At 63.6% G+C, this 13,026-nt stretch carries 10 protein-coding genes and 1 tRNA gene; 8 read left to right on the top strand and 3 right to left on the bottom strand.

What is annotated here, in order from left to right:
* Positions 1-669 (top strand): SIS domain-containing protein (locus Q0K23_RS12070; protein WP_294522622.1); only part of this gene is annotated, 669 nt, incomplete at its 5' end.
* 72 nt (positions 670-741) lie between these two features.
* On the opposite strand, the gene Q0K23_RS12065 is transcribed toward Q0K23_RS12070, so the two are convergent.
* Positions 742-1,803, bottom strand: a complete 1,062-nt coding sequence (locus Q0K23_RS12065) for a molybdopterin-guanine dinucleotide biosynthesis protein MobB (protein WP_294522620.1) — start codon at positions 1,801-1,803, stop codon at positions 742-744.
* 195 nt (positions 1,804-1,998) lie between these two features.
* On the opposite strand from Q0K23_RS12065, the gene gluQRS reads away from it, so the two are divergent.
* The 6 genes from gluQRS (at position 1,999) to Q0K23_RS12035 (ending at position 10,042) form a co-directional block, all read left to right on the top strand.
* Positions 1,999-2,952, top strand: a complete 954-nt coding sequence (gene gluQRS, locus Q0K23_RS12060) for a tRNA glutamyl-Q(34) synthetase GluQRS (RefSeq protein WP_294522618.1) — start codon at positions 1,999-2,001, stop codon at positions 2,950-2,952.
* Positions 2,953-3,078: 126 nt separating this feature from the next.
* On the top strand, positions 3,079-3,876 hold the full coding sequence (locus Q0K23_RS12055) for a cell wall hydrolase (protein ID WP_294522614.1): 798 nt from the start codon (positions 3,079-3,081) through the stop codon (positions 3,874-3,876).
* A 594-nt stretch (positions 3,877-4,470) separates the two neighbouring features.
* A complete protein-coding gene (locus Q0K23_RS12050; RefSeq protein WP_294522611.1) occupies positions 4,471-5,283 on the top strand; it encodes a cell wall hydrolase in 813 nt (270 codons plus the stop codon).
* Between the two features lie 416 nt (positions 5,284-5,699).
* Positions 5,700-7,505: an FtsW/RodA/SpoVE family cell cycle protein gene (locus tag Q0K23_RS12045; RefSeq protein ID WP_294522606.1), complete on the top strand. Its 1,806-nt coding sequence runs from the start codon at positions 5,700-5,702 to the stop codon at positions 7,503-7,505.
* Positions 7,502-8,872: a penicillin-binding transpeptidase domain-containing protein gene (locus tag Q0K23_RS12040; protein ID WP_294522602.1), complete on the top strand. Its 1,371-nt coding sequence runs from the start codon at positions 7,502-7,504 to the stop codon at positions 8,870-8,872. The genes Q0K23_RS12045 and Q0K23_RS12040 overlap by 4 nt, the downstream gene beginning before the upstream one ends.
* A gap of 15 nt (positions 8,873-8,887) precedes the next feature.
* Positions 8,888-10,042, top strand: coding sequence for a DUF362 domain-containing protein (locus Q0K23_RS12035; protein WP_294522599.1), 1,155 nt, complete (start codon positions 8,888-8,890; stop codon positions 10,040-10,042).
* 56 nt (positions 10,043-10,098) lie between these two features.
* Here the strand turns inward: Q0K23_RS12035 and Q0K23_RS12030 are convergent, their stop codons facing one another.
* Positions 10,099-10,761 (bottom strand): HAD family hydrolase, encoded by a 663-nt coding sequence (locus Q0K23_RS12030; protein ID WP_294522595.1) that lies wholly within the window; start codon positions 10,759-10,761, stop codon positions 10,099-10,101.
* Positions 10,762-11,150: 389 nt separating this feature from the next.
* Between Q0K23_RS12030 and Q0K23_RS12025 the strand changes: the two genes are divergently transcribed.
* A tRNA-Ala gene (locus Q0K23_RS12025) sits at positions 11,151-11,226 on the top strand.
* A 52-nt stretch (positions 11,227-11,278) separates the two neighbouring features.
* Here Q0K23_RS12025 and Q0K23_RS12020 read toward each other — a convergent pair.
* Positions 11,279-12,883 carry a recombinase family protein gene (locus tag Q0K23_RS12020; protein WP_294522592.1) on the bottom strand — a complete coding sequence of 535 codons (1,605 nt, stop codon included), beginning with the start codon at positions 12,881-12,883 and terminating at the stop codon, positions 11,279-11,281.
* Positions 12,884-13,026 lie beyond the last annotated feature (143 nt).

The following is a 13,026-nucleotide window of genomic DNA, read 5'->3' as shown; positions in this document are numbered from 1 at the left end:
CTCTACACCTGGGCCGGGCCGGAGATCGCCGTGGCCACCACCAAGGCCTACTCCACCCAGCTGGCGGTGATCTACCTGATCGGCCTGTGCTTTGCCGACCTGATGGGCACCATCACCCCGGAGGAGTACGCCGCCGTGGTGGAGGAGCTCCAGAACATCCCCGACAAGATGGAGGAGATCCTCTCCCACCGGGAGGATATCCAGTATTTCGCCTCCATCTACTTCAACCACCCCTCCATCTTCTTCATCGGCCGCAACATCGACTACGCCGTGGGCCTGGAGGGCTCCCTCAAGCTCAAGGAGATCTCCTATATCCACTCGGAGGCCTACGCCGCCGGCGAGCTCAAGCACGGCACCATCTCCCTCATCGAGCCGGGCACCCTGGTGGTGGCCCTGGCCAGCTACGGCAAGCTCTTCGAGAAGCTGATGAGCAACGTGGTGGAGGTGAAGAGCCGGGGCGCCGATGTGCTGGGCGTGACCACCGCGTCTCTGGAGGAGGAGATGGCCAAGACCGTGGACCACGCCATCGCCGTGCCCGACACCCACCCCATGCTGCTGCCCTCCCTGGACGTGGTGCCTCTCCAGCTCTTCGCCTACTACGTGGCCCTCATGCGCGGCTGCGACATCGATAAGCCCCGGAACCTGGCCAAGTCGGTAACGGTGGAATAAGCTTCACGCCACAAAAAAGCGGAGCCGCACACGCGGCTCCGCTTCTATTATATATAAGGAGAGAAGGAATCCTCAGCCGTCCTGGCGGATAGCCTCCACCGTGGCCTTCAGACCGGGGAGCAGGCGCTCCAGGCAGGGGAGGGCCAGCTCAGACCCGCCGGGCAGGTTGACCAGCACGGTCCGCTTCCGCATACCGGCGGTGGAGCGGTCCAGCATGGCGCCGTCGGACAGGTCGGCCAGGGCGCGGCGCAGGGCCTCGCATACGCCGGGCAGAGCCCGCTCGGTCACATCGGTGGTGGCCTCGGGGGTGCAGTCGTAGAGGGAGCAGCCGGTGCCGCCCATGGTGACCACCAGGTCGGCCAGACGGCTGTCGGCCAGGCGGGTGAGCTCGGCGGACAGCATGGCCCGGTCCCGGGGCAGCAGGGTGGTGGACACCAGCTCGAAGCCGGCCTTGACCAGCTGTTCGGCGGCGGCGGGGCCGGCGGTGTTCAGGCTGGTGCCGGCATAGATGCTGTCGCTGACGGTGATCAGGGCGGCCCGGAGCACGCCCTCAGGGACGGAGACGGTCTTGTTGGCGGAAGAGGATTCCATAACATTCACTCCAATCTCACGATAATAGTAACGCAGGAGAAAATCTGCCACAGCCTGGCAGTCAAAGGGCAGCTGGGGCACGTCGCAGTGGGGAAGGGACAGGTCGGTCACCAGGGCCAGCACGGTGGACAGGTCGCAGGACGGCACATCGGAAAATCCGCTCCGCACCAGCTCCAGCTTGGGCCAGAAGCTGCGGGCAAAGCCCTCCATGAGGATCAGGTCCGCGTCCTGGAACTGGGCGATCAGGTGCTGCTCGGTGATCCTGTTCCGGCGGACCACCATGGACAGCTCCCCGTCGAACACGCCCACGGCGCTGGCGCCCGCCCGGCGGAAGACGGTGGAGTAGCGGTCGGGGCCGGACGGGTCCAGGGGACGGCTTTCCCGCTTGATGACGGCTGTTTTGACGCCCGCGACGGTGAGCCGGGGCAGGACACTGCGGATGAGCCAGCTTTTGCCGCACCCCTCCGGGCCACAGACCGCCACCACCACAGGGGTCTCCCGGATGGCGTCAGGTGGAGCGGGGGGACGGGGGATGGGATTCATGCGCTCCACCTCCAGAAAAAGGGACCGCCGTCTGGCGGTCCGACAAGAAAAGTATAGCAGAAACCGGGGGAAATTACAACAGGGAAGCGAAGGGGGACGGGCGCTGCCGGTCGTTGTCACAGGGGCGGGTATGTGGTAAAATACACGATATCAGAGAGCAAGCCGCCGGAGGGCGGCGGACAGAGAGGGAAGAACATGGAGCGCATGATACGGGGGCGGTTTGCCCCCAGCCCCAGCGGGCGGATGCACCTGGGGAATCTGTTTTCAGCTCTGCTGGCCTGGCTGTCGGTGCGGTCGGCGGGGGGCGTCCTGGTGCTGCGGATGGAGGACCTGGACCCGGACCGGTGCCGTCCGGAGTACGCGGAGCAGCTGGCGGAGGACCTGCTGTGGCTGGGCCTGGACTGGGACGAGGGCTACGGAAAAGGGGGCCCGGACGGGCCCTACCTCCAGAGCGAGCGCACACAGCAGTACGCCGCCGCCTTTGGCCGCCTGGAGGAGATGGGGCTGGTCTACCCCTGCTACTGTACCCGGGCGGAGCGGCTGGCGGCCAGTGCGCCCCACCGGTCGGACGGCCAGGCGGTGTACGGCGGCCGGTGCCGGAATCTGACGGCGGAGGAGCGCTCAGCGCTGGAGCAGGCGGGCCGCCGCCCCGCCTGGCGGCTGAAGGTGCCCGATGAGGTGTGGACCGTGGCCGACGGCCACATGGGCCGGTACGGGGAGAACCTGCTCCGGGACTGCGGGGACTTCATCATTCGCCGGTCCGACGGGGTGTACGCCTACCAGCTGGCTGTGGTGGTGGACGACGCCGCCATGGGGGTCAACCAGGTGGTGCGGGGCATGGACCTGCTCTCCTCCACCCCCCGGCAGTGCTATCTCTACCACCTGCTGGGCCTGGAGCTGCCGGAGTTCCGCCATGTGCCCCTTCTGCTGGCGGAGGACGGCCGCCGCCTGTCCAAGCGGGACCACGACCTGGACATGGGGGCCCTGCGGGCGCGGTGGACGCCGGAGGAGCTGACGGGCCGTCTGGCTGTGGTGGCCGGGCTTCAGAGTGAGCCGGAGCCGGTGAGCCCCGCCGCCCTGGCGGAGGATTTTTCCTGGGACAGGGTGCCCCGGACCGACATCGTGGTGCCCAGGGGGCTGTTTGAATAGGGGATGAAAAGGCGGGAGGCACTGGCCTCCCGCCTTTCGCTGTCCGCTTCCAGAACTTGTGCCTTGTGCCATCCGGGGTGAATCGGTTACAATTTTGGTATCATTCAGCCAAAGGAAGTGAACAAATTGCGAAAAATTGTGACGCTGCTCCTGTGCCTGCTGCTGTTTGCCGGGCCTGCGGGGGCGGTGGAGGTACTGGTGGACGGTGTGCCGCTGGAGAGCGATGTGGACCCGGTGGTGGTCAACAGCACCACCTACGTGCCCCTGCGCTCGGCTGCGGAGGCCCTGCGGGAGGACGCCCAGGTGACCTGGGAGGGTCAGGCCGTGGTCCGGGCTAGCGGCCTGGAGCTGACTGCCGTCCCCGGGGCGCTCTATCTGGAGGCCAACGGCCGGGCCCTGTACATAGCCGGCGGCATCCGGACGGCGTCGGGCCGGGTGCTGGTGCCGGTGCGGGTGCTGGCCAAGGCCATGGACGCCCGGGTGGACTGGGACGGGAGGACGGGCACCGTGCTCCTCACCTCGGGCACCGGGGCCATTGAGGACGCCTCCTTATATTATAAGGAAGACGAGGTCTATTGGCTCTCCCGCATCATCTCCGCCGAGAGCAGGGGGGAGCCGCTGCTGGGCAAGATCGCGGTGGGCAACGTGGTGCTCAACCGGGTGGCCCACGGGGATTTCTCCGCCACCATCTACGGCGTCATCTTTGACGACCGGTGGGGCGGGCAGTTTGAGCCGGTGAGCAACGGCACCATCTATCAGACGCCTACGGCGGAGAGCGTCCTGGCCGCCCGGCTGGTCCTGGACGGCGCCGACGCGGCGGGGGACAGCCTGTATTTCCTGGCGCCCGCCCTCACCAGCAACCACTGGATCATGGAGAACCGGACCTTTGTGCTGCGCATCGGGGCCCACTGGTTTTACCGCTGAATAAATCAAGACAAAAGTCTGTTTTCTACAGGCCGCGGCCCGCTGGAATTTCCGGCGGGCCGCGTGTTTTTGCTTGAAAACGAGAAAATTTTTTCAATTTGTGATTTAAAATTTTTGGAAACAGGTTAGCCGACAGCACCTTCCAGTTTTAAACAGGAATTTATACAAGTTTCATACAGAATATGTATATTAATGGAACTTACAAGAGCGGGGAAGAGGGGCGGAATGGCGGGCGGCGTCTGGACGGAGGAGAGAGGAAAGGGAAATAATGGGAGCAGTGAAAAGCCTTGGGGGACAAGGGATTGACCCTGTTTTGGACCTGGGGCAGGGCGGCGGCAGAGGGAGATGACACGGGCGGGTGCGTGGGCTGAAAAGAGCTTGTTTTCCTTTTTTTGAAATAAAATGATAATAAATGGGTAAAATACCAGATGAACGCACATACAGTCGTTACTATTTGTAACCGTCAAATTGCATGAAAAACGCTCGAAACAAGCCTTTGACAAAACTTTCTCTTGCAAAATGTGAAAAGTGGGGTTACAATACGGTTACAAAAAACAACAAAACAGAAAACAGGAAACAGGAGTACATGTTATCATGAAGAAGCGATTGCTTTCCGCAGCCATGTGTCTGGCGCTGGTGTTCGCCCTTGCCAGCCAGGCTGCAGCCACGGAGACCCCCAGCATCACGCTGGACGGCGCTGCCCTTCAGATGGAAGTGGCCCCTATGGTGGTCAACCGAACCACCTATGTCTGTTACTGGCCCGTTGTCAAAGCCATGTATCCCGACGCCACGGCGGCCTGGGAGAATGACCGGGCGGTGGTCCGGGGCCAGGGCCTGGAGCTGACCATCCAGCTGGGCGCGCCCTACCTGGTGGCCAACGGCCGCTACCTCTACTTTGAGGGCGGCCCCCTCCTGCAGGATGGCAACATCATGGTCCCCATCCGCACCCTGGCTCAGGCCCTGGGCGCTGCGGTGACCTGGGAGAAGGCCTCCGGCTCGGTGGCTATCCAGTCGGGCTCCGGCCCCATCCTCTCCGGCGACCAGTACTACAACGCCGACAGCCTCTACTGGCTGTCCCACATCATCAACGCCGAGAGCGGCAACCAGCCCCTGGCGGGCAAGATCGCGGTGGGCAATGTGGTGCTCAACCGGGTCAACAGCCCCCTCTTCCCCAACACGGTGTACGGCGTGGTGTTCCAGCGCAATCAGTTCACCCCGGTGTCCAACGGCTCCATCTACCTGGAGCCCAACGCCGAGAGCGTGATTGCCGCGAAGCTGTGCCTGGACGGCGCCAACACCGCCGGCGCCAGCCTCTACTTCGTCAACCCCTACACCGCGCCCAACAGCTGGGCCTCCCGCAACCGGCCCTATGTGGCCACCATCGGCGCCCACGCCTTTTTCGCGTGACCCTCAAGAGCCCGGAAGCAACCGCTTCCGGGCTCTTGGCTTGTCTGCAAGACCTCTGTTCAAAAGCGACCGGCTGGAGGAGGGCGGGGGAGCGCGAGGGGGCAGCCACCCGCCTCGCGTGGAATCGAATGCCCCGCAATGCCTTGCTGTGCAAGGCTTGCGGATAGCGGAGCGAGGACTTTTGTGCCGCTGTGCGGTGCAAAAGTAACGGCATCTTGAAGGCTGCCGAAAAAGTCCCTGGACTTTTTCGTCGGCCTGAGAGCCCGGAAGCAACTGCTTCCGGGCTCTTTCTTTCGCCATATCTCAATTTGCGTTCTCCGGGATTTGTGCTATAATGGTCGGAACGGAGCGCGGCGAGGGTCCCGCTCCATCTTCCATCCATGAACCGCTGTCCCTGAAAGGAGGAGGTTCCGCCTGTGAACACAGCAATATCGCCCCAGGCCCTGCTGGACCAGCTGACCGCCCTGCTGGCCGCCAATCCGGAGCTGGGGGCCTGGTATACCGCCATCGTGCGCTTTGTGCTTCCCGTGCTGGCCCTGCTGATTCTCATCCGCTCCAACCGGTCCCTGCTGACGGTGCCCCATGTGCCCGAGGTATGGGCCTATCTCACCCTGCCCAACGGGGCCAGCGAGCCCCTGACCCACTGGGAGAACATCCTGGGCCGGGCCCCGGCTTCCGACGTGGTGCTGGGCTACCCCACCGTGTCCCGGCAGCACGCCGCCCTCATCCGGGCGGAGGACGACAGCTGGACGGTGTACGACCTGGACTCCAAGGGTGGCGTCACCGTCAACGGCAGGGAGGTGGAGGGCCAGGCCCCCGTGGCCTACGGCGACGTGCTGGCCCTGGGGGGCGTGGAGACCGTGCTGCTGGCCGTGTCCGAGGAGGAGCTGGAGGCCAGGAGGAAGGCCCGGAAGGCCCAGCGGCCCGTGTCCCCCTGGCTGGGGCTGGTGCTGCTCACCGTGTTTCAGGCCCTCACCGCCGTGCAGCTGGTGGTGGCCGAGGGGCAGGGGGCCTCGGTGGCCATCCCCACCACCTACCTGTGCCTGATGGCCGTCATGTGGGGCTACTTCATGTTCATGCGAGCCACAGGCCGGGTGGGCTTCGAGATGGAGACCATCGCCTTTTTCCTGTGCACCCTCTCCCTGGCGGTCACCGCCTCCAAGAACCCGGCGGGGCTGTTCAAGCAGTTCGCCGCCATCCTGCTGGGCCTGACCCTCTTCGTGGTGCTGGGGCTCTTCATGCGGGACCTGGAGCGGGTGAAGAAGATCCGCTGGCTCATGGCGGCCGCCGCCATCTGCCTGTTGGGGGCCACCCTGGTGCTGGGCACCGGTCTCAACGGCGCGAAAAACTGGATCGTGCTGGGGGGCATGTCCTTCCAGCCCTCTGAGATCGCCAAGATCTGCTACATCTTCGCCGGGGCCGCCACCCTGGACCGGCTCTTCCGCAAGCGGAACCTGGGGCTGTTCATCGTCCTCACCGGGGCCTGCATGGGCTGCCTGGCCATTATGAGCGACTTCGGCACCGCGGCCATCTTCTTCGCCGCCTTCCTGGTCATCGCCTACCTCCGCTCCGGCGACTGGGCCACCCTGGGCCTCATCACCGCCGCGGGCATCGGCGCCGCCGCCGTGGTGGTCACCCTGAAGCCCTATATTCTCCGCCGCTTCGCCACCTGGGGCCACGCCTGGGAGTACGCCTCTTCCGGCGGCTTCCAGCAGACCCGCACCATGTCCGCCGCCGCCTCCGGCGGCCTGGTGGGCGTGGGCGCGGGGGAGGGCTGGCTCCAGCGGGTCAGCGCCTCTGAGACCGACCTGGTCTTCGGTATGCTCTGCGAGGAGTGGGGCCTCATCATCGCCGCCTTGGCGGTGGTGGCCATCGTCACCCTGGCCGTGTTCGCGGTCCGGTCCTGCCGGGCGGGCCGCTCCAGCTTCTACACCATCGCCGCCTGCGGCGCCGCCGGGCTCATGGTGGTTCAGACCTGCCTGAACGTGTTCGGCGCGGTGGACATCCTGCCCCTCACCGGCGTCACCTTCCCCTTTGTGTCGGTGGGCGGCTCGGCCATGATGGGCTCCTGGGGCCTGCTGGCCTTCCTCAAGGCCACCGACACCCGGCAGAACGCCAGCTTTGCCATCCGCCTGCCCGCCAAAAAACGGGGCAAGCGGCAGGCCGCGCCCGTCAGGCCGGAGGAGGAAAGCGACTGGGAGGAAGGAGATGAGCAGGCGTGAAACGGATTGAAAAACGGGCGGGCGTGTGCCTGATTCTGGCCGCCGCCCTGGTGCTGGGCCTGGGCTTCTACGCCCTGCGCTACCTGCTCTACGGCGGCAAGTGGGTATCCCTGGCCGCCAACCGCCACCTCTACAACAGCGCCGGGCAGCTCTCGGTGGGCCGGGTGCTGGACCGGGACGGGGACGTGCTCTCCTGGGCCGACGAGAACGGCAACCGGTGCTACTACGACGGCGAGACCGTCCGCAAGGCCACCCTCCACGCCGTGGGGGACGCCTCGGGCAAGATCGGCACCGGGGCCCTGGTGGCCTTTGCCGACAAGCTGTCCGGCTACAACCCCATCACCGGCGCCTACAGCCTCCAGGGCACGGGCAACGACCTGTACCTGACTCTGGACGCCCGGTACAACTACATCGCCTACAACGCCCTGAACGGCCGGAAGGGCGCGGTAGGGGTGTACAATTACAAGACCGGCGAGATCCTCTGCATGGTCTCCACCCCTACCTTTGACCCGGCCAACCCGCCTGTCATCGAGGAGGGGGACGAGCAGTACGACGGCGTATACCTCAACCGCTTCCTGTCGGGCACCTTTGTGCCCGGCTCGGTGTTCAAGACGGTCACCCTGGCCGCCGCCATTGAGAACATCCCCGACCTGTTTGAGCGCCGCTGGACCTGTACCGGCTCCACCCAGGTGGGGGAGGGCGCCGTCACCTGCCCCTATGCCCATGGGGATATGGATATCTATGGGGCCCTGGCCTCCTCCTGCAACGGCGTGTTTGCGGAACTGGCCACTGAGCTGGGGCCGGAGGTGATGGCATCCTACGCCCAGAAGGCGGGGCTGACCTCCAGCTATCAGGTCAGCGGCATTCCCACCGCCAAGGGCCGCTTCGACCTGACCAGCGCCACGGTCAACGACCAGGGCTGGGCCGGCGTGGGCCAGTACAGCGACGCGGTAAACCCCTGCGCGCTGATGGTCTACATGGGGGCTATCGCCAGCGGCGGCAAGGCGGCGGTGCCCCAGCTGGTGCTCCGCACGGAGAACAGCCTGGGCTGGAGCCTGCCCTATTTCAAGCACACCACCGGCCGCCTCATCGAGTCGGACACGGCAGAGGTCCTGGCCGACATGATGGCCCGCAACGTCACCGAGACCTACGGCGCCTCCCGTTTCCCCAATATGGACATCTGCGCCAAGTCGGGCACAGCGGAGGTGGGGGGCGGCAAGGCCCCCAACGCCTGGTTCGCCGGCTTCCTGCGGGGCGAGGATACGCCCTACGCCTTTGTGGTGCTGGTGGAGAACGGCGGCAGCGGCGCGGATGTGGCGGGCGCTGTGGCAGCCCAGGTGCTGGATGCGGTGGTAAACGGATACTGAGCGGAGATGACATGTATGGACAATAAAGTGTACGCGGTGCGCTGTACCGACTACGCCCAGGCGGGCGAGAAGCTGGAAGCGCTGCTGGACATGATGGGCGGCATGGGCCGCTTTGCCAAGGCAGGGGAGACCCTGGCCCTGAAGGTGAACCTGCTGGAGTCCATCGCCCCCGACCGGGCGGTGACCACCCACCCGTCGGTGGTGGCGGCGGTGGCGGCCCAGACGGCCAGGGCAGGGGCAAAGGCGGTCATTCTGGACAGCCCCGGCGGCGGCCACTGGCAGAACAGCCCCGCCGCACTGGAGAAGCTCTACAGCGTCACCGGCATGGCGGAGGCCGCCCGGCAGTCCGGGGCGGTGCTCAACTACGACATGAGCCGGGAACAGCGCTCTTTCCCCCAGGGGGAGCTGGTGCGCTCCTTTGAGGTGCTGTCCGCCCCCTTTCAGGCCGACGGAATTATCAACCTGTGCAAGCTGAAGACCCATATGTTCATGATGATGACCGGCGCGGTGAAGAACACCTTCGGCCTGATCCCCGGTCTGGCCAAGGCCGGGTGCCACACCCGGTTCCAGAGCAAGGAGCAGTTCGCCCACATGCTGCTGGACCTGTGCGCTCTGGCGGCGCCCCGGCTGTCGGTGATGGACGCGGTAGTGGGCATGGAAGGGGCTGGCCCAGGAGCTTCCGGCACGCCCCGGCCCGTGGGGCTGCTGCTGGCATCGGAGAACCCCCTGGCGCTGGACGTGGTCGCCGGCGCCGTCATGGGCCTGAGAAAGGCCGACAATCCGCTGCTGCTGGCGGCGGAGCAGCGGGAGCTGGGGCCGGTGGACCTGGACCAGGTGGAGCTCATCGGCCTGGACAAGACTGAACTGCCGGTGCCCGGTTACAGGCTGCCCCCCGCGCCCAAGGGGAACATGGTGGGGCTGCCGGCGGCGCTCAACCCCCTGGTGGATCTGGCCCGGCGGGCCCTGTCCGCCACGCCCCGGATGACCGAGGCCTGCGTGGGCTGCGGCATCTGCGCCGCCTCCTGCCCGGTGAAGGCCATCGCCGTGAAGAACCGCCGGGCCCGGATCAACACCGGCAAGTGTATCCGCTGCTACTGCTGCCACGAGCTGTGCCCCCACAAGGCGGTGGAGCTGCACACCGGCGTACTGTCCCGCCTGCTGCGGGGATAACGAGAAAAAACGCGCGGAACCGGTAAAGCGGTTCCGCGCGTTTTATACTCCCTGGTTCAGCGCTCTTTCTCGTCGGTGAGGGCGGCGTAGAGCTCCTGGGGGTTGGAGACGATCTCCGTGGCGCCGTGGGAGAGGAGGAAGTCCCTGTCCCGGAAGCCCCAGCTCACCGAGATGCAGGGCAGGCCCGCGTTGCGGGCGGTGGCGATGTCCACGTCGGAGTCGCCGATGTACACGGCCCCCTCGGCGGGTACGCCCAGCTCCTGAAGGGCCTTGAACACGGTGTCGGGGGCGGGCTTGTGGGCCACGCCCTGGGACTCGCCGATGGCCACCGGGATCAAACCCTCAAAGTAGGTCTGGCACAGGCCCTTGACGGCGCTGTCGAACTTGTTGGACACGATGGCCAGATGGAAACCCTCCTGGCCCAGGCGGGAGAGCATCTCCGTGATGCCGGGGTAGGGAGCGGTCTTGTTCTCCATATTAATAAAGTAGTGGGCCCGGAAATCGCTGAGGCATTTGGCGGTCAGGGCCTCCGGCGTGCCCTCGGGCACAGCCCGGGCGATGAGCTTGCCCACGCCGTTGCCCACAAAACAGCGGACCTCGTCCAGGTTGCGGCCGGGCAGGCCGTTGACCGCGAGGGCGTAATTGGTGCTGTCGGCCAGGTCCTGGAGGGTGTTCAGAAGGGTGCCGTCCAGGTCAAAGACCGCGGTATGATATCTCATGTAAATCCCCCGTTCCGCCGCGCTGGGCGGCGCAGATAGAGTAATGTTCCCCCCGGCAGGCGGGGGACGCCGCAGCCGCTGGCGGCCGCCCGGAGGGCGGGACGTCGGGCGCGCTCCCGGCGGCGGGATGCCTTCCGCCGGGACCTTTATTATAGGCCAGCACCGTGGAAAAATCAATCAGGCCGGAGGAGGTGGAGAGGAAAAAGATTTTTTCGCATTTCTGAAATTTACGCTTGACAATTCCGGCCGCCTCTGGTATTATTACATTCGTTCCGCACGGGACAAGCGCGGACCACAAGTCAATCATGGGGGTATAGCTCAGCTGGGAGCCCGGTTGAAGCGGTTACACACCCCTCAACAAAACTAAATAAATGTTCTTTCCCACATCTGGGGGTATAGCTCAGCTGGGAGAGCGCTTGAATGGCATTCAAGAGGTCAGCGGTTCGATCCCGCTTATCTCCACCATCTCAAGGGAAAGAACTTTTCCTCGCTTCCGAAAGGAAGCGAGGTTTTGTTTTTATGCGGCAATCGTCACGATGTCCAGCCCGCCGCAGAACTGCTCAAAGTCGATATTGAAATCAATGTGCAGCTTGTAGTCCCGGTAGACATCCACCCGCTTGATTAAGCAGTTGACGATCATTTTTTTGGCCTCCATACTGGCCGTGTCGTACATTTCCGCCCATGAGATTATATCGTCATATTGGGCGTTCAGCGAAGCAAGCACCGTTTTCCCTTCGTCATAGGCCGCCTGTGCCATTTCCATGTTCTCTTGAAGCTCCTGGCATTTGGCCTCGGCCTCGGCAATCAGAGAGCTTAACAGCTCCTTGGAAAAGGTGCTCTCCCCACGGATGGTCTTGATAACCTCGCCTTTCAGCGTTTCAAGGTCAGCAGCGGCCTTGGCGTATTCCGCCCGGACGCTATGGAGCAGGCTTTTCCGTTCCTCCATCTTTTCCCGGTAGCGGATATTGACTATATCGCTTTTGGGGATCGCTTTCATGCGCTCAAAGATCTGGCGCACCAGCTTATCAATGATCCCGTCAAGGATATGGGCCGTGTAGCCCGTCTGACCGTCACAGTCGGTCTGCTTGCGGGTTTTCCCGTAGCAGACATACCGCACACGCTTCACCACCCGATTGGGATCTTCCTTGCAGGGATAAGCCTTGCCGTTGGTGGTGAGGGACAGCCTCGCCCCACAATGACCGCAATACACATTCCCAGCCAAAAGGGAGTTGCCCCGGGTGTTCAGCGGGATATGGCGTTCTTGTTCGGCGCTGTTGGCCCGGGAAGTACGGATATGCTGGGCTGCTTCAAACAGCTCCGGCGAAATGATTTGCAGGTGGGGCAGCTCTTGGGAGCGGCTTTCCCCACACCGCAGGACGCCCGTATAGGTGAGATTACAGACAATGCCACGGATGCTGGCGTGGTGCCACATCTTACCCGTTCTCGCCCGGTAGCCCTGTTTGTTCAAGTAGGTGGCAATCCGTTGAGCGCCGAAGCCCTCATGCACATACTTGTCAAAAATGATCCGCACCACGGCGGCCTCGGTTTCGTTGACTACCAGATCGTAGAGCTCATGCTTGCGCTTGTTGAAACGCCCGCTTTTCACAAGGTCATAGCCGTATGGAGCAAGGCCGCCTTTGAAACCGCCGCCCTCAACGAGCTGGCCCAATGCGGTTTTGGTACGGATAGAAGTCTTTTCGCTTTCACCGTCAGCCTGCCAAAAGCGGATGTAGTTGGTGAGCTTGTCCGTGTGGCTATCGAAGCGTTGCTCTCCCTCTTGGGTGCTCCATACCTCGATCCCGTTCTTTACGAACCATTCCACCACAAAAGGCGTTTCGTCAGCGATACGCCCGATGCGGTCAAACATGAACACCAGCAGAATATCAAACTTTTTCTGCTTTGCCAGTTCCTTGATGATTTGCAGCTTGTCCCGGTTTTCCGCCCTTACCTTGTGGCCGGAAACACCTTCCTCTTGTTCCTCGTGGACAATCACCCAGCCCATCTTTTCGCAAAAGGCATGACAGGCTTTCCGCTGCATGGGAATGTCAGCTTGGTTTTTATCGTTATGATCCACCTGCTTGTCGGTGGAAACACGATATAATGTGCAAACTCGATTTTTCATTGTTGACCCGTCCTTTCATATTGTCAATGGGCCAATATGAAGATACGGATCAATACGCAATCTATGTAGTTTTCAACGCCTCATGAAATGCCATCACAGCTGAGAATGAAAATATAGTCTGTGCGTTAACCGAAGGATTTGCT

Origin of the sequence: uncultured Pseudoflavonifractor sp., assembly GCF_944387275.1 — a bacterium.
Taxonomy (GTDB): domain Bacteria; phylum Bacillota; class Clostridia; order Oscillospirales; family Oscillospiraceae; genus Pseudoflavonifractor; species Pseudoflavonifractor intestinihominis.
This window is presented reverse-complemented; position numbering and strand designations above follow the sequence as displayed.

What these genes read in the sequence shown, in the direction of transcription:
- Q0K23_RS12065 (WP_294522620.1), bottom strand. Translation starts at nt 1,803, where the DNA reads ATGAATCCCATCCCCCGTCCCCCCGCTCCACCTGACGCCATCCGGGAG.
- gluQRS (WP_294522618.1), top strand. Translation starts at nt 1,999, where the DNA reads ATGGAGCGCATGATACGGGGGCGGTTTGCCCCCAGCCCCAGCGGGCGG.
- Q0K23_RS12050 (WP_294522611.1), top strand. Translation starts at nt 4,471, where the DNA reads ATGAAGAAGCGATTGCTTTCCGCAGCCATGTGTCTGGCGCTGGTGTTC.
- Q0K23_RS12035 (WP_294522599.1), top strand. Translation starts at nt 8,888, where the DNA reads ATGGACAATAAAGTGTACGCGGTGCGCTGTACCGACTACGCCCAGGCG.
- Q0K23_RS12030 (WP_294522595.1), bottom strand. Translation starts at nt 10,761, where the DNA reads ATGAGATATCATACCGCGGTCTTTGACCTGGACGGCACCCTTCTGAAC.
- Q0K23_RS12020 (WP_294522592.1), bottom strand. Translation starts at nt 12,883, where the DNA reads ATGAAAAATCGAGTTTGCACATTATATCGTGTTTCCACCGACAAGCAG.